Annotated in this window: 13 protein-coding genes; 10 read left to right on the top strand and 3 right to left on the bottom strand. The window is 42.1% G+C overall.

Translation table 11 applies throughout. The annotated features are described in order from the left end of the window. Nucleotides 1-2: 2 nt before the first annotated feature. The 5 genes from Q0590_RS19060 to Q0590_RS19040 all read left to right on the top strand — a co-directional run bounded on the left by Q0590_RS19060 (nt 3) and on the right by Q0590_RS19040 (nt 4,563). The gene (locus tag Q0590_RS19060) at nt 3-1,328 is read left to right on the top strand and encodes a RagB/SusD family nutrient uptake outer membrane protein (protein ID WP_302039185.1); all 1,326 of its coding nucleotides are present in this window, start codon (nt 3-5) and stop codon (nt 1,326-1,328) included. A 758-nt stretch (nt 1,329-2,086) separates the two neighbouring features. Continuing rightward, nucleotides 2,087-2,458, top strand: a complete 372-nt coding sequence (locus tag Q0590_RS19055) for a hypothetical protein (RefSeq protein WP_302039184.1) — start codon at nt 2,087-2,089, stop codon at nt 2,456-2,458. Nucleotides 2,459-2,461: 3 nt separating this feature from the next. Beyond that, nucleotides 2,462-2,968 (top strand): hypothetical protein, encoded by a 507-nt coding sequence (locus Q0590_RS19050; RefSeq protein ID WP_302039183.1) that lies wholly within the window; start codon nt 2,462-2,464, stop codon nt 2,966-2,968. Between the two features lie 57 nt (nt 2,969-3,025). Then, on the top strand, nt 3,026-3,781 hold the full coding sequence (locus Q0590_RS19045; protein WP_302039182.1) for a hypothetical protein: 756 nt from the start codon (nt 3,026-3,028) through the stop codon (nt 3,779-3,781). Between the two features lie 476 nt (nt 3,782-4,257). Beyond that, entirely contained in the window at nt 4,258-4,563 is a 306-nt protein-coding gene (locus Q0590_RS19040) for a hypothetical protein (RefSeq protein ID WP_302039181.1), read from the top strand. A gap of 187 nt (nt 4,564-4,750) precedes the next feature. Here the strand turns inward: Q0590_RS19040 and Q0590_RS19035 are convergent, their stop codons facing one another. Beyond that, entirely contained in the window at nt 4,751-5,182 is a 432-nt protein-coding gene (locus tag Q0590_RS19035) for a globin family protein (RefSeq protein ID WP_302039180.1), read from the bottom strand. A 479-nt stretch (nt 5,183-5,661) separates the two neighbouring features. On the opposite strand from Q0590_RS19035, the gene Q0590_RS19030 reads away from it, so the two are divergent. Beyond that, complete coding sequence (locus Q0590_RS19030) at nt 5,662-7,485, top strand: tetratricopeptide repeat protein (protein ID WP_302039179.1); 1,824 nt, start codon at nt 5,662-5,664, stop codon at nt 7,483-7,485. A 653-nt stretch (nt 7,486-8,138) separates the two neighbouring features. On the opposite strand, the gene Q0590_RS19025 is transcribed toward Q0590_RS19030, so the two are convergent. After that, on the bottom strand, nt 8,139-10,586 hold the full coding sequence (locus tag Q0590_RS19025; RefSeq protein ID WP_302039178.1) for a T9SS type A sorting domain-containing protein: 2,448 nt from the start codon (nt 10,584-10,586) through the stop codon (nt 8,139-8,141). Nucleotides 10,587-11,705: 1,119 nt separating this feature from the next. On the opposite strand from Q0590_RS19025, the gene Q0590_RS19020 reads away from it, so the two are divergent. The 4 genes from Q0590_RS19020 (at nt 11,706) to Q0590_RS19005 (ending at nt 16,697) form a co-directional block, all read left to right on the top strand. Then, a complete protein-coding gene (locus tag Q0590_RS19020; RefSeq protein ID WP_302039177.1) occupies nt 11,706-14,291 on the top strand; it encodes a PAS domain S-box protein in 2,586 nt (861 codons plus the stop codon). Nucleotides 14,292-14,649: 358 nt separating this feature from the next. Beyond that, nucleotides 14,650-15,120, top strand: a complete 471-nt coding sequence (locus tag Q0590_RS19015) for a transporter substrate-binding domain-containing protein (protein ID WP_302039176.1) — start codon at nt 14,650-14,652, stop codon at nt 15,118-15,120. 72 nt (nt 15,121-15,192) lie between these two features. Further along, nucleotides 15,193-16,143, top strand: coding sequence for a cation diffusion facilitator family transporter (locus tag Q0590_RS19010; RefSeq protein WP_302039175.1), 951 nt, complete (start codon nt 15,193-15,195; stop codon nt 16,141-16,143). Nucleotides 16,144-16,289: 146 nt separating this feature from the next. Then, on the top strand, nt 16,290-16,697 hold the full coding sequence (locus tag Q0590_RS19005) for a hypothetical protein (RefSeq protein ID WP_302039174.1): 408 nt from the start codon (nt 16,290-16,292) through the stop codon (nt 16,695-16,697). A 119-nt stretch (nt 16,698-16,816) separates the two neighbouring features. Here the strand turns inward: Q0590_RS19005 and Q0590_RS19000 are convergent, their stop codons facing one another. Continuing rightward, nucleotides 16,817-17,656 carry a hypothetical protein gene (locus Q0590_RS19000; protein ID WP_302039173.1) on the bottom strand — a complete coding sequence of 280 codons (840 nt, stop codon included), beginning with the start codon at nt 17,654-17,656 and terminating at the stop codon, nt 16,817-16,819. Nucleotides 17,657-17,901 lie beyond the last annotated feature (245 nt).

Below are 17,901 nucleotides of genomic sequence, written 5' to 3'. Positions count from 1 at the left end.
ACATGAGAAAGATAAAAATATCCGCTATAGTGAGTGTCTTGACTTTACTTTGGTTAAGCGCCTGCACCTTAAACGATCTGGAAAATGTAAACCAACCCACGCCAGATCAGTTTAGCCGAAATGCCTCTGTTGCCCAGTTAAATACGCTGGTAACCGGATCTATTGCTCAGATGCGAGCTAACTATGACCTGTATATAGACGATGTGGGTGTAATAGGTAGAGAATCGTACCGTTTTTCCGGATCAGATCCGCGTTATACCTCTGATCTGCCAGGAGCGAATGGTGCACCACTTGATAACAATGCCTTTTATACCACTAATCCGTATGCTTCCCGGTATGCCACGGTAAAAACGCTGAATATCCTCATAGATGCGGTAAACAATACCAATATACCAGCAGAACCAGCTAAGCAAGCCTATCTGGGCGTAGCAAAAACCCTGAAAGCACACGAGTTGTTAATGGTACTAAACATGCAATATGATAATGGTATCCGGGTAGAAGTAAGCGATGCAGAGAATCTTGGGCCATTCTTATCCAGAGAAGAATCTTTTGCTGCTATTGCCAGTATGTTGGAGGAAGGCGCTGCTCATTTAGCCAATGCAGGCACCGAGTTTCCTTTTTCACTGCCTTCCGGCTTTGCAGGTTTTACTACACCGGCTACCTTCCGGCAATTTAACCGCGGCTTGGCTGCCAGGGTAGCCGTATATAGGAGCCGGTTTGATGAGGCGCTAACTTTTTTAAATGAATCGTTTCTGGATTTAAATGGAAACTACTCCAAGGGGGTTTACTTAGATTATTCCGCAGGTTCCGGTGACCGCTTAAATTCGTTTTACCTGGCGCCTAATGCCACTGGCGATATACGTCTGGCTCATCCCAGCTGGGTGGCCGAAGCAGAGCCAACAGATACAAGGCTTTCTAAGGTGTTGCAACGAAATGCGCCAGCTACTTCTTCCAACCTAACCGGTACACATGACATTTATATTTACCGGAGCAACACCGATCCAACGCCTGTTATTTTGAATGAAGAGCTGGTATTAATTTACGCGGAAGCACAAATACAGGCTGGCAACTTAGCGGAAGGTACCTCAGCCTTGAATAAAATACGGGCAAATGCAGCCCTCTTACCCTATGCTGGCCCAACCGATAAAGATTCGCTGATTACGGAAATGCTCAAGCAGCGGAGGTACTCCCTGTTTATGCAAGGCCATCGTTGGATTGACATGCGCAGATATAACCGGCTGAACCAATTGCCCATTGACAGGCCAGGCGATGTAGTGCATGTGCAATTTCCACGGCCATTCCCGGAAGTAGGTGTACAAGGAGGATAATAAAGGAATAAACTAAGCCCCACAAGAAAAAGCAGACGTTTAGTAATCGTCTGCTTTTCTTGTTATGGGATATTTATAAAATTCGCGGCTGATTTCAACTTGTTATCAGATGAAGAAAAAACTATGAATCAGGCTACACAAGGGCTCAGAAAAGTTAGCCAAGAAAACCATTGGCGCATCACCAAAGCAGATAACCTAATGAGAGATCATTTATACTACTTCTTATAAACATTGCTTCCTGCAGTAAGAGGGCTGATTGTTCAGAGAGTAAACAAGATAATTTTCTTCCAGTACACCTTTTGATTACCCATTTTCAGGTATTGTTCACCTTATGTAACCCTCCAAAAGTTGCCATACCGGGCAGGTGCTTCTACTTTTGTAGAAACGGAGAGAACAACTAAACAAGCCTTAACGGGGCAGTAAATAGGTTAGTTAATTTAGAAGTTGTTTAAACTTAATAGAAATGTTAACCGAGATGCGACTAAACCAGATGATGTTGACCGTATCTCCTTACTTTTTTGTCATTGCTACAGGGCAAAACGCACGTTTTGAGCCAGCCCAGTGCCTTGAGTAACAAAAAAGGTCTAGGATTCCCAAGCATGCGAATGCGAAGGGAACCAACGCAGTTGACAATGCTTCTGCGCTGCAGGCCTATGCTTGGCCCGCTGTTTTTCCGGGCCTGCCCGCTTTTATTCTAGCGTTTTAAAAGTTTAAACAGATTTTCAGTTTTACAATTTACAAACAAAGCAAGTAACAACATGAGCAACATCAAAACCAAACTCGATGAATGGGAAGTCAAAGACCTGGAAGACAATTCTTCTCTACGTATTTACGTAGAAAGTGCTACCGAACTAGGCAATCAGTCGTTGCCAGGGATACAGGTAATTTACATGGGTCAGTATCTTACCTACGAACCATTGGCTGTGCAGCGTTGGGCTTACCAGGCCTACAAAACCGGCAGAACGGAATATTTACTGGAAGATAAATCCTGGATGGCACATGAAGACCAGTACATAAAAAACTGGTTGATTCTGGGCTCTCCCCTTAAAGCCCGGGTAGAAGTAAAAAGCCGTACCTCATCACCTAAAGTACGGGAATATATCTTACCATTTGAGCTGGATAATGAATAACCTATGAAATATGCAAGCCCATTATTCCGCTTTCTGCTGGGCCGTGGCTGGTGGACTCTCTGGTATGGCTTCTTCTATTTAATTGTCATTACAGGCAATTTTATGTGGTTCGGCGAACTCTATGACTGGACTATGAAAGGAGAAAGCGGGCCTGCTGCCGGAGCCGTATTTATCGGACTACTCACTTTAGGTGGTTTACCTTTGCTGTTATTTTCACTGTTGCACCTGATACTAGCTTTCTGGCGGGGCACAGATTCTAGAAAACGCATACTGGTATTTGGGCTGCTCTTCCTATTCGTGCAGGTTGTCTGGATGATTATTTGTCCCTTGTATATAGCGGAGGCATCTTTTGCGGGGTTTATAGCTTACTATACCTGCTTCACAGTTTTCTTGGTAGTGAATCTTGCCTTGCTTTGGGTTACACATCAGAAAAAATCACTCTCGGTATTCATGCCTTACTTCTTTGGCCGGTATAGACCAACAGCTGGTACTTACAATGCAGTAAGGTAAATTACTTCGTGATCCACATGTAAAGCTAAACTTTCACAAAAAATAAACTAATTTATTATGAACACCACAGAAAACTTCCGGTACCAGGTAATAGATTTCCTGCACACTACTTTCCCGGATTCACAGCAGATGGAGGCTGGAGAACTATATGAGGGCGTTGCATTTTTACTGGAAAAAGCCGCAACTTACGGTTTACAAACCGAAGCAGACCTTGTAACCTATGTTATTACCGGCTATTTGCTCGGGCTGAATTTTGATACCCAAATGCCCGCTGCTACAGAAATATTGACGGATTCAGCGCTGAGTGGCACGTATAAAGCTGACTGGCTTCAGCAATGGACTCAACAAATCTTTCAAACCTTGGAATCAGATGGCCCGGCTACAGCAGAAGAAGAACGTTCTGTAGATACATTCACACCAGAGATGGATATGGGCCACTACCTGACTATGCAAGCTGATGCAGAACCTTTTAATGTGTTAGCAGAAGAGGTAATTAAACAAATGATGGCGGGAGATGCATCCGGTCTAAGAACCCATTTTAGTCCTAATTTCCTCCACCAGATCGGAGAACAAACCTTCGAGCAGGTCTGCACAGATTTGCTGCTTCCCTTTTTTGAAAAGGCTCAAACCCTTGGGCAATCAAGCACCATTACTTACACCACCGATTCTTTTGGTAGTACTGGGTTTGCCTTTTACCGGACCCTTACAGAAAGTGGAGCAGAAAAGCCATTTATTATCTATACGGTGTACGAGAATAACCAGATTGTGGTAGCTAATCTGGTTATCAATAAGACGTATGCGGATATGCATTAGCAATCAACTAATTCCAATCACCATTTACTTACTGATCCTCACAGGATTTTACACCCATTAGTCAGTAATAGTTCATAGAAACTTGCGTCATTTTATTTTATACTTTTCACCCTAATTCTCTTTCCTTAGCAATGGATCTGGCACTTAAATTCCTTTTCTATCTCATATCCGGCATTAATGGCTTGGCCGGACTCCTGTTTTTTCTGGCTACACTGGCTGCTATCTTCAATCCTGCGGCTAGGCAAGCTAACCTTCAGATAACTATGTAGTAGCTATCGGCAGTGCTACCATTCTTTGTCTGCTCGGGTGGGCATTCCATCTGGCAATTTTACAAGGCCGGATGGCTGCAGGCTTTGGTGTCGTTGCTTTATCTTACCTGATATGGGTACTTATACAACTTGCTATCATTGCCATTATCTCTATCAAGGGAAACTGGAGCTGGCAATAGTTTTACACTAACTCTATCGCTTAATAGTATGCCGTTACTACTGAAAATCATCTTTTGTCTGGCTGCCAGTATAAACGGACTCGTTACCCTGTTTTATCTGGGGATGACGGTGTTGTCCTTCATCTACCCGCCAGCCCCACATTACCGGAGTTTGAGCGGCGTTATTTTCGTGCTTGGCTGTCTTGGTGTGATTGGTCTGCTAGGGTGGGCTTATCAACTGCTTCTGTTGCAAGGTAAAACAGGCGCAGGCTTTGGCGTTCTCTGTTTGTCTTACTTCCTATGGCTACCCATACTAGTCGCCATGATTTTTACCGGCAACGGAAACTGGCAGTAACCGGAAAATGTATGGAGCTAACCTATACAGCATAGAACTTGAATTAGAGAGAATCTAATATTGTATTCACCGACAAAAAACAGAATCTGCAGAAAATTCATACTGCGGATTCTGTTTTTGTATTTATACCTGGGATAACTGCTGGAATGCCTCTGGAAAACCTGTATGCTTTGGTAACTAAACTAAATTACACTACTTGCTCAGGGAGCGGAGAAGTCTGGGCACCAGCCATCATGGTAGTAGCCATCATGGTGTAGGCTTCTGTCCAGGCCTGTTTAGTCTCCGGGTTCCATCGGTCGCCCAGGGCATTTTCTAATGCCCATAACAAAGCTTGGCCTACAGTCCGGTAATGTTCTGGCTTGGTGCCATAGCCTACATGCCGCTTTCCAAGGCTTTGTACTTCGGTTTCTATATCCTGCATGCGTTGCAGCCTGGAAATAATCATGGTAAGCATACTCATTAGCTTTGAACCCTGCTCGGTAATATCTCCCTTGAACAAGGGACGGAGGGTAGGATCTAGTTCAAATAGTTTGTCATAGAAGAGCTGACTTACTTCTTCAGCTTGGAAAATAATATAACTCCAGGAATTTTTTACAGTCAGTATGTTAAGATCAGTCATAAAATAGTAAAATTATATACCTGAAAATTAGTTGGAGCTACGTAATTATACAATAAAATCAGGTATACAAAAGGTGAACAAAGAGAGCGAGCGCATGAATTTATTTGCCGGTATTGCCCGGATGAAGCGGTAAATGGGGACTCAACTTTTTTACAACTAGTATCGGTATAGCCAGGGAGAATGCTCATATTATTAAGCTATGTGCTGTATGATAGAGACGTTTAGATGCGTGCTGGAAGGAGTAAAAAACAGGTTGGACGCATGTTGACATGTGTTTCTTACAAAAACTTTCCATAAGTTTATCATCCTGTTAAAATCTTCGATAGAAAAAAGTTGGATAGGGAAATGAAATTTTAATTTTGTCATCTTTAGCCGGTTACCTACAGCAATTGTTTTCATTAACGTATCATCGTGAGGAAAAAACTGGTTACCAGACTGCCTGAATAAACATCCTTATTACTGTACTTAATGACCTACCTATGCATTACTCTTTATGTACACCCTCAAAATTTCTACGCATCTTCTTTCTCCTCTTCACACTAACTACCTCCGTATTCGCCCAGTCAACTAAAACAGATAGCCTCAGCCGCTTGCTGGAGCTAAGCCAAGCAGATACCAGCAGGGTACAATTGCTCAACGACCTGGCGTACGAATACTGGAGCAAAGAACCTCAAAAAACGCTGACCTATGCTCAACAAGCTCTGGCCCTTTCAAAGAAAATTAGCTATGCCTCTGGGGAAGCCCGCAGTTACCAGATGATGGGTGTACATTACTGGCAGAAAAGCGATTATGAAAATGCCCTTAAATGGTACACAAACGCATTAACTGTATATAAATCTATTCCAGACAAACGGGGCATTGCCAGAGTGCTTGGCAATATGGGGATCGTATACCGGGAGCAGGGCAACGACTCGCAAGCATTAGAAAATTATTATCAGGCGCTAAAAATTCTACAGGCGATAAAAGATGCCAAAAGTGAAGCTAATATTTTAAATAGTATAGGACTGCTCTACAAAAACCGCAAAGATTTCTCGCAAGCCATTATCTTTCTTGAACAGGCGCAGGAAATATGGAAACGACTGGGTCAGCGTCAATCGGTGGCAGGCGTTCTGAACAATATAGCAGATGTGTACCTACAGCGGAGGGACTTTGCCTCTGCCATAAAAAACAATGAAGAAGCCCTGGCTATATTTGAAAGCCTGAAAGATATCAATGGGCAAATTATTGTACATAACAGCCTGGGAGAAGTGTACCTGAAAAAGCAAGAACCTAATCAGGCTCTCCAACAATTTCAGGCGGCACTTTCATTAAATTCAACCTATGCCAGCAAAAAAGGACTGATTGTGACCCATAATGGGCTCGGCCGTGCGTTTTTGCAACTGCAACAACTTGCCCAGGCTATTGCCCATTATCAGCAAGCAATGGATCTGGCACAAGCTACCGGGGTTAAAATGGCACTGCGCGAATCATTAGCTGGCCTGGCAGAGTCGTATGCATCCGGGCATGATTATCAAAAAGCGTATCTGCTGCAACACCAGTACACGCAGTTGAAAGATTCGCTGTTTTCCGAAGAAAGCATAGCAAAGCTGACCAGTCTGCGGACAAATTATGAAACAGAAAAAAAACAGGTAGAAATCGAACTGCTGAAAAAAGAAAAACAACTGGCTCAATGGACCCGCAATGGGCTGGCTATGGGCTTAGCTATTCTGCTGCTTTTCGGTACGGTAGTTGTTCGCCAGCAACGTTCTAAAACTAAGCAACATACAATCTTGCTGCAAAAAAGCAAGGAACTGTTAGATACACAGCAAGCCTTGGCTGAAGCCGAACAAAAAAATAGCCAGATCCGGGAGCAACAACTGCAACAAGAGCTGGAGTACCGCAGCAAATCACTTACTACGCATACGCTGAACCTGATCCAGAAAAATGGCATTATGGAGGAAATCCGGGAAACCATCAGCGAAGTATTGAGGAACCAACCCAAAGACCTCAACAAACAGGTTTATAGCCGGTTGATTAAGTTAATCGATTATAGTTTTAGCCTGGATAAAGACTGGGAAGACTTTAAGCTTTATTTTGAACAAGTGCACAAAGATTTTTTTGTTAAGCTAAAAGCCAAGCATCCGGAACTGAGCAGCGGGGAACTGAAACTGGCAGCTCTTGTAAGGCTAAACCTAAACCTTAAAGAATCGGCTACTATCCTGGGCATATCGCCGGAAAGTGTAAAAACATCCCGCCACAGGCTGCGTAAGAAATTAAATTTGGGTGAAGATCAGAACATGCCAGATTATTTGCTGTCTATCTAATTATTTTCGTAGCTCTGCCAACGTAAACAGCTTTTCGATATACTCACCTATTGTGTTCTCTGAAAGCAAAGCCTTTTAACCCAAAGTCTGCGGCAAGTAACCAACCTATTTCCAGGCTGGTAGGTATGTTCCAGTAAGTGTATAGGCACTCCACATGCTCAATAGTTTATACTTACTAAAGCTAGGGGATGCCTCTTGCTAGCTAATACGGTTACCTAGAAAAGCTAAGTTGGGTTGGATGTTGGAACACAGGACTAAAGTCTGGGGTAATGTTGCTGATTTCGCCTTCTGGCTGTTAAGAGTTAAAATAGAGCCGTATCCGCCTAGAAATCCTGGTTAAGACAATACAATTATCTTGAGAATGTATGGTTTGTACCAATGCACCATTGGGTAAAAAACGGCTTAAACTAACTCCTAAAATACTTCCTTCCTTCAACTCTTCCATGCGCCGGAAAAAATTATCAAGGAAAATAATAGCCTAAGTATAGCCTCACTGAAAGATTCAATAAAGGCTAATGGAAGGGTTGAATTTCTACATACCTGATGAAATATACAGATACGATAGTATCTAGATTAAGCCAGTAAAACAGCACACCTTGATACAAATCATCATTTTGTATCAAGGTGTGCTGTTTATTGGTAGGTTGCCTGTGTTACTGGCTTACTATCAGTTTTTGGGTGAACGCTTGCTCGCCTGCCTGTATCCGTGCAATATACATCCCTGCGGGTAAACCACTTGCAGTAAACTGCCAGGTATACGGTTGGCCTGCTTTTACTTCCCCATCGTATAGTTGCTCAATCAGCAACCCTTGCATAGTATATATTTCTACTTTCGCCACACCATCCAAAGTTGGGGTAAAACCCAGAATTGTGTAGTCTGAAAAAGGATTAGGCGCTGCTGTAACAGATGCGGCCTGCATTTGTGGCTCTTCTTCTACAAAAGAAAACCGACCATTGCCTGGATTTACATAGAAATTAACTGTGTATGTATCACTTGCTGTACCTGTACCGTTTGACCCGCTATAGGCAGTTACCGATAATGTATGGTAGCCTGGAGCAGGAGTAAAAGGTAAATAATCTATCCCTCCTGTTTTAGCAGCATCACCTGCTATGGTATACGGAGCGGAATTTTCAAGTTTTTCCTTCGAATCAAGCACAAACTTTACACTGCCTACTTTTACAGGGTTAGTATTGGCCCGGATACTGAGCTGATTCGTGCCTAAGCTGGTGTAATTGATGTCGGCTCCCTTTAGCAAAGGTTTTATGTCTGAGTCTGTTGCTGCATTGATAAGCGTAAGGCCACTGATCTCCGGTTTGTTGATAATTTTAAATGTAATTATTCGGGTCACGCCTTTTATACCAGTTCCATTGGGTCCGGAGTAGGGAGTAGCTTCCAGTTTATACTCGCCTTCTGCAAGCGTAATTGGCAGATAATCAATGCCTCCTCCTGATTTAAGTGCGTCGCCCGGGTAGGTGCAGGGAGCAAAGGTATTTCCGTTATCTGTATATACTTTCCCATTCAGCACAAACTTTATGCTGCCTACACTGTTGTTTCCTTCGGCCCGGATGTTAATTTGATTAGTACCTATAACCATATAATTAATCGTACTACCGGAAGATAAAGATTTAATATGGGTATCTGTTGCGGCATTATACAAGGAGTACCCACTAATAGATGGTAGGGTGATTTTAGTTAAAAAATTACCAGAACTACTTAAGGTGCTAGCCCCCAAAGTAAAGGCGGTGCCATATTGGCCAGTATAGAAAAGGGTATTGTTGATAGGTCCGGCAATGTTCCCGCGTCCGTAATCCAGGGCTGTGCTTCCTAAGCTTTGTGCCCAGATTGGGCTACCAGTTGAGGAAAGACAACTCAAAAATAGATCTTTATCGGTGGCTCCTCCTTTTGCATTTAAAGAAGTTTGTCCAAAAGTAATAGATCCTTTAAAACTACCTCCCAGATATATCTCTCCAGCTACGATTCTCAGGCTTTGCCCTTCATCCCAGTCACTGCCGCCATAACGTTTTGCCCATGCTGCCTTACCATTATCAGCACTTGGGTAATAGGCTACAAATATATCTGCCGCGCCACTACTTACCAGAGAAATATTGTCGAAGGCAATGCTATTACCAAAGTAGCCAGTCACATAAACACCTTGAGCCGTCATGGAAATATCGGTAGCTATATCAATAGTGGCCCCACTGCCAGATACTTTGTTCCATTGAAGTGTACCTGACTTAGTAAACTTGGCAACCATCACATTCGTTATAAAAGGGTTTGTAGCAGGAGAATAACCGCCAGCCAAATAGATGTCTCCATTAACAGGGTCTACTGCAACAGCCATGCCCATATCATATCCGGTTCCACCTACTGCGCGGGCAAGCTGAAAAATACCTTGTGCATTATATTTCATCAGAAATACATCACTGTTCCCTTTGCTAACAAGAGATTGGTTGTATAAAATATTGGAAGGCAAAACGATTGTTCCATTGAAGGAACCAGTCAGGTATACATTCTGTGAATTGTCTAAGCTGATACCCAGGCCATTATCCTCACTGGTTCCACCTGTTCTGTGTGCCCAAACTAAAGAGCCTTGAAGATTGTACTTAGCTACAAATACATCTGAATTACCTGCAGTCGTAAGTTGTCCGGCAGAGCTTCCTGGGGACGTATCAAGTTTAACGGTTGATTCAAAAGAACCTGTCAGGTAAAGCGTTCCTTCTGCTTGACTGATAACTATATCACCTACCTCTTCCTCACCAGTGCTACCGATGCGGCGAGCCCACACGACGGCCCCACTTGCGTTATACTTTACCAGGAGCAGATCTGTAGAGCCAAGGCTGGTAAACGTTTGGCCGCCTATCGTAAGGCTACCAGTAAATGGAGATAACGTATAACTGTTGCCGTTTTGATCGGCCTCTACCACCGTTTTCTGAGTGGTGTGGGTAGTTTTTACCGCCCACGTAAATTGTGCCTGGACAGAAGTACTAAACAGACATGTTATTACTAGTAAGGGGCCTATTAAACAAGTTTGAACGATCATTCTAAGTATACGATTGCTTGTTAAGGAGAAGTTTGTTGTGTAAAATAATTGGCGTTTCATAAATAGTAGTTTTAAATAAATTAAGTGGATGTTATCCATAGTCTGGGTAAAGATCAGGTTTGGCCATCTACCTGCTTTTTATGCCCGGCTAACGGATGCAAAGGAAGTATTTCTATAGGCCCATCTCCAAGCTTTGGATGTGTACAAGAGGTGAACAAGCTAGTAAAGAGGTGTGCAAAAGGTAAACAAGCCCGGCAAAAAGCTAAAAAAACAAGGAAAATTACTATCGAAAAGAGATGGCAAGAGTAATTAAGGTTGTTCTTAGGTAAAAAATAAAAATCTGTTAAGGAACTTCCATTCTATACGAGTACACCTCTCCGTTCAAGAAGACATGAACCAAAATCATGAATGTTACTAACTAGCTACAGTCTCCTATCAGCTATTAATAGTTACTGCCTGGTAAACTCATCGGCGGAAATACGTATACTCATCTAATAACTCAACTAGCGTACTAATTCTCAAAAGAAGAATAAATAGAGAGTGTTTGTCCTCCAGGGCCGGACATGCCCCGCCTTGCCAATACCGCTGTATACCATCCGCACAGGCCTGCTCCTTATACCAAAGATTGTATAAGGCGGCTTTCGGTAAGGCTGTTATCAAGTACTTCGCAATCTGGTTTTATTTTGGTATTACTATAAAGGCGGTGAAACTAAATGCATAAAAAAATGCCTGTATACTGATTATTTTGTTTTACTAGTTTCATTTTCCTGGCAAAATTGGGATAGCCGCCTATTATATGGGCTGCTTGTTTTATAGGAAGCTAGTAGGAAGAACATGCCGTTTGTTTCAAAAAAAATATAAACAGAAGCTGATTTCTCTTTATAGGGGATAGTTGTTTTCTTAAACACCTATAGATATTACATAGCTTACTTTTGAAGTAAATTCTCAGAACAGATCAGAACTGCTTTTCTAATTTTATAATTGGATCAGTTTAATGAGAGAACTGCGGTTTTCCTAGAAGCTACTACCATTTTGAAGCGAAGCAGGCACGGTAAAACGTTGAAATGTACTCTATATCCGGGGCAGGTATCCATACTTGAGGGCAACTGTGCCTTACACCTGTAAACACTATAAGTAACTCTGAATACTAATTAAGATAAACGTATTTATTTCTATTTCATGCCACACCTTTTCACACGAATTTTAGACGCCGGCAGTCAGTACGACCTGCCTGACTATTTAAAAAACAGAGTAAGGCCTACCAATATTTTGTGTCTGCTGTTAATCTTCGTTTTAGGTATTCCTTTCAGTAGTATCTCCTTACTGTATTTTCCCAAGATGGCCATTTTTCCGTCGGTGGCCAGCCTTATATGTGTTCTAATAATGGTTGCAAACGGCTTAGGTGGAATTTATTATACCAGAGTGGTTTTGCCTACTATGCTATTGCTGCTTTCTTCCCTATATAATGCGTTCTTTAGTACCTCTCTGGATGATGCAATCACAAGTGTATCGCTGGTTGAGTTAAGTTTTACGCTGATCCCTTTTATTGTGTTTGATTTCCGGGAAAAAGGGTTTTTACTTTTCTGTACTATTTTCTCCTTCTTCATCTTGGTAGTATTTCCATTAAGTTGGGGATATTTTGATATGGGATATGATGGATCAGTACTAAGAGAAGGTCCGCTTGCTGTGCTCACTACCTGTTTAGCCTTATTTGCGCAAATAGGGTCAATTTATGGGTTGGCTGTTTTAAACAGGCAGTCGGAAGAACGTTCTACGCAGTTGCTGAGTGAAATGAACGAAAAATCTACAGAGGCGGAACAGGCCCGGAAAGCCTTAGAAGTAAATCTGGAAAAATTGGAAATTGCCAGAACTGAAGAAGCCAATCGGCAATGGACAAGCGAAGGGATAGCGAAAGTAGCTGAAATTTTACGCAGCCATGGTGCAGGTAGCCACATCTACGACTCGCTTATTTCTATGATTGTAAAGTACATGGGCGCCAACCAGGGGGGAGTATATGTGGTAGATGAAACCGAGCCAGGACAAAAAGTTATCAGACTAATGGCCTGCTATGCCTATGAACGCAAAAAATACATAGACAAATCCTTTGCACCCGGACAAGGAATGTTGGGGCAAGCCTACCTGGAGGCCGAATATATTTACATGACGCAAGTCCCTAAAAATTATATAACTATTACGTCTGGACTAGGTGAAGCTACCCCTACCGCACTGTTGATTATGCCTTTGAAAATAAATGATACAGTAGAAGGAATGCTAGAAATCGCTTCTTTTCATAAGCTGGCTCCACACCAGATTTCCTTTATGGAGAAGATTGCAGAAAACATAGCCGGCTTTATACAGAACAACCGGATAAATGAACAAACAAAAAAGCTTTTAGAAAGCTCTCTGCAACAAACCGAAGAAATGCGTGCCCAGGAAGAGGAAATGCGGCAGAATATGGAAGAGCTGGAAGCTACGCAGGAGGAAATGCGGCGAAATGAGCAGGCCCACTTAGACGAAATTGCCCGGTTAATGCAAGAGTATCACTCCAATACCGGTCTTTTACAGAAGAAAGACCAGGAGATGAGTGGCTTTATGTTAGCAGTTGATTCTACGCTGGCCATGGTTGAATTAACCTTGGAAGGAATTATTCTTACGGCAAACGAACGTTTTCTTTCATTAATGGGGTATACTCTGCCAGAAATAACAGGGAAACACCATCGCCTGTTTGTAGATGCAGCTCATAGCCAAACCCAGGCCTATACGGAGTTTTGGCAGAAACTCTCACAAGGAGAGGAGCAAATAGGGGAAGTAAGGCGGCAGGCTAAAAACGGAAAAGATGTGTATTTGAGTGCCAGTTATACACCGGTATTTAATGAAGAGAAAGAGGTAGTTAAAATTATAAAATTTGCTCAGGACATTACGCAAGAAAAACAGGCAGCCTTAGACTATCAGAGCCAGCTGGAAGCTATTTCTAAATCTAACGGAATTGTTGAGTTCGATCTGAATGGGAATATTCTTTCAGCCAATGCTAACTTCCTGGCGCTTATGAAGTATGAGGCTAAAGAAATTTATGGAAGGCATCACCGTATATTCGTTAAGCAAGTAGAGCAAGAATCGGAGGAATATCAGCAATTCTGGGAAAAACTACGGAGTGGCGAATATATTTCAGGCGAATTTGAAAGAGTAAGTAAGGATGGTACTAACGTATGGATTAAAGGCAACTACACACCTATTGCAGATATTAACGGCAAAATCTATAAAATTGTCAAATATGCGCAGGATGTAACCGAACAAAAGATGTTAGAAAGACAAACCCTGCTGCAAACAGAAGAATTACGGGCACAAGAGGAGGAAATCCGGCAAAATCTGGAAGAACTGCAAGCCACACAGGAAGAAGCCGTACGTCAGGCATTGGAATTGCAGGCGCATGTTACTGCCGTAGATGCCAGTCTGGCTACCATTGAGTTTGACCTGCAAGGAAACATCCTGAAAGCCAATCAGAATTTTCTTACCCTAATGGGCTACGAGCTAGAGGAAATTACCCATCAGCCTCACCGCATATTTGTGGAAAAAGGCTATGGAGCCAGTAGCGAATACCACAAGTTTTGGCAGGATCTGAAAGAGGGAAAAGCCCAGATAGGCAAGGTTAAACGATTGACCAAGCAAGGAAAACAAGTATGGCTCAATGCCAGCTATACGCCAGTGTTTGATGAGAAAGATCAGCTGGTTAAAATAATAAAGCTTGCACAGGCTATAGAATCTTAATACACCCAAACAAGTTATAATTGGTGTGCTTGTCTAAAAAACAGCCAGTAAAAGGAGGGTCTGATAGTATTTATCAGGCCCTCTTTTTATTGGTGCATATCTTTACCAAAATAATTCCCGCAAACTGATAGGAGAGCCATTTTGGGTATCCCTATGTGAAATCGTTTCTTCTGTCAGCTCTATAAAAGAGCCAGTAAAACTAATCACAACAAAAGCCGTATTGATGCAGTGGTTGCTTGTAGCTATATTTTTTGAGCAGCCTGCTAGCCAAAAGCAGGTGATAGACAAACATAGCTGACTAAGGTTTCCAAATTTTACTTTCTATTACCGACAAGACATTATTTTATACTAGCAGAACATGAAAACAATTGTGTATGCGCTGGCTTTTTGTCTGTTTATCCAGAGTTGCGATAATTTTCCCAAAGACCCTGAACATACCTTAGAAAAGGTTACTAACGGAACACTGATAGTAGGGTATTCAGAAAATCCGCCTTGGGTAGTGAAAACTTCCCAGGCGCCTACCGGCATAGAAGCGGAACTAGTAAAAGAGTTTGCTAACGATTTAGGAGCCACTGTTCAATGGAAAAACGGCAATGAGCAAACGTTGGTAGAAAGTCTGGAAAAGCAGGAAATCCATCTGCTGATTGCAGGGCTTACGAAAGATACTCCCTGGGCAAAAAAAGCAGGCATTAGCCGGCCGTATGTGGAACATCAGAAGAAAAAACATGTGATGGCTGTTCAGTTAGGGGAAAATGCCTTTCTGGTACATCTGGAGAAATTTCTGCATGAGAAGAAGCCAGATATACAAACCCGGTTACCAAATGAATGATGTTTCTGCCCAAAAGTTATAAATCTACATATATATGTTCGTATGGTACACCTGGATTAGCCCTGTATATGCATGAAAAAGGTTCAGAATTTTGAATATCCGGAAGAACTAGTCCCTGCTTTCGAAAAAGCTAAAAAACTTGAATGGATCACCATTGCCTACCTTATTTCCACAATGGTAGTAATTATGCTGACAATGGGCAACTCACAGGCGATGAAAACGGCTTGGTTTGAAGATTTAATCAGTTTTACACCTTCCATCTCTTTTCTGATTGCTTCTAAAATTTTTACTAAACCCACCAATACAGAATTTCCCTATGGATACCACCGGGTAGTGAGCATTGCCTATTTGTGCAGCGCATTGGCATTATTTTTTGTAGGCAGCTTTTTACTGATAGATTCAGTGAGTAAACTAATCAAAATGGAACATCCGACTATTGGAACCGTAGTAGTTTTTGGCAGGCCAGTCTGGCTGGGTTACCTCATGATTTTGGCCCTCTTATGGAGTACTTTCCCGGCTATCATTCTGGGCAAGAAAAAATTACCTCTCGCCAAGAAGCTGCATGAGAAGAACCTGTATACCGATGCCCAGATGAATAAAGCCGACTGGATGACGGCTGCTGCAGCTATTTTTGGGATAATTGGTATTGGCCTAGGCTGGTGGTGGGCCGATTCGGTGGCAGCGGCCGTTATTTCTCTGGATATCATCCACGATGGGTATACCAACCTGAAACAAGCTGTGTTAGATCTGATGAACCAAGCGCCCAAAACGGTGACCGATCATAAGCCTGATCCTTTGATTGACCGGGTGAAAGAGGTTCTGGAAAAACATGCCTCGGTGAAGGAACATATCATCCGGTTGCGGGAAGAAGGCCATGTGTATTTTGGCGAGGGATTTATCGTGCCTGTATCTGAAGCCGACCTAACGCATGAAATAGAATTGATTACCAGAAAAATAACACAGCTTGACTGGCGGATTCAGGAATTTATTATTACCCCTGTAAAAAAACTGCCCGAAGAGTAAGGGTTCCTAAAGATGAGTGGAAAGTAGTTGAAAGCAGTGAGTATTGGCTTTTTTTCTGCCAGCGACTATGGCAGCTGTTTATATGGATTTTAGTTTATGTTCTTTATCTTGCAGTGTTTCCTTTAACCAACCTTTTATATACGCCCATGAAAATTCCTGTTAGAAAAGGCACCTTTGAAATTTCTTATATCCAATGTGGCGACTGGCGGAGTAGTCATTTATTATCTGATGGACTTTCTATTGAACCTGGCCAGGAAGGAACTACGCCAGTGATTACATTTTTAATAGATACGTCTATCAACCTAAAGACAAGAAACAAAGAAACAACTAGTTACCTGGATAGTGTGGCTCTTCAGGAAAAAATAGATGCGTTTCAGTACCTGACTATCTCAGATGATAAAGTACTACAGACCTTATCAAGCAAAATAAAGAGTCTGCCCAGCAAAACCAGGTGTGTCCTGGAGATTATTCTGGCAGGAGACGGAACTTCAAAAAAGTTTACGATAAAACCGACGGTAAGCAACGAAATTAAACTGACCAGGCTAGATTCCTGAACGTATCCATGCTACGTAAAAAGGACTTAAATGTATAGGTTTAAGTCCTTTTACCAGGGAATTTGTCAGCCATTTCTACCTGGTGCAATTAGCAGAAAGGTAGGTTTACCGCTTAGTAGTTACTGCTTTACCAGTCGTTTGGGAATGGTTTCTTCCCGTTGATAGGTTTCGTCATAAATATACTTCTCTCCTTCTGCCGTAGTTAAGGAACCTACCATGTGCAGCTTGTTGCCTTTTATGCGTAAACTATAATCTGTTTGTACATCCTCTGCATTTTCGATAGCCTCTACATATCTGGTTCCATTCAAGGTGTAACTTCCACCCAGGGCACTTCTGAATTTTTTCTTTCCATTGTCGATATTTTCTGAGATAAACATCCAATGAGTAGGCGTAATAATCTTCACCTGCTTTAGTTTGGACATATCCGTTTTAGTGGTTTTTCCTTTTGGATTAGTCACTTTCTGAGTCATCATGTGCCAGGTGCCTACATGTTTGCCATTGTTGGGAGGAAAATTTTCTCTGCGCCACGTTTCCTCTAACGTTAATTTACTCCCATTCGGATAGCTGATTGTACCAGTCTGCACCATAATATCGCCATCTATGTTCAGCGTAAAGTTTGTTTTATCTTTGGCATAATCTTCCCAGGAGGCATACTCCAGTGCTTCAATATACTTATCGTTGCCCATCATCATATACGTACCTCCACCTGCACTGGAGGCTGTGGGTAATACTTTATTGGAGTTATCCAGGCTGTCTGTCAGCTGAATCATCCACATAAAATGCGTAGGCGTGATAATTTTGGTTTCTTTTACTTTCGCATTGGTAAAATAGTCTGTCTCTCCGGACGAACTCGTGTATTTTGCAGATAACAATTTCCAGGTGCCAACATGATCATTCTGAGCCAAAAGTTGGAGACTTGAAAAAAGCAGTAAGGCAATAATTATTTTTATAGATCTCATAATGGTAAGTGATTTGGCCTTATGAGTAACTTACAAAAAAATGTTGGTATATTCTAATTTTTAGCAGATAAAATCCAGCCATCTAAAAAAAATTGAATTTTATAGATGTTGCTTAGTTGTGGGTTTTATGCAGTAATCAACTTACTTATCTGTAAGCAGGCAACAACCTGTTTAGTGGGTTTTTAGCAAAAAAGGCTTACTGTAAAGTAAGCCACTTTTGTTGATTTCCAGGTAAAATTCAGTTA

Source organism: Rhodocytophaga aerolata (assembly GCF_030503435.1).
In the GTDB taxonomy this organism is placed as follows: Bacteria; Bacteroidota; Bacteroidia; order Cytophagales; family 172606-1; genus Rhodocytophaga; species Rhodocytophaga aerolata.
The sequence above is the reverse complement of the archived record's forward strand: the minus strand, read 5'-3'. Positions and strand labels throughout refer to the sequence as shown.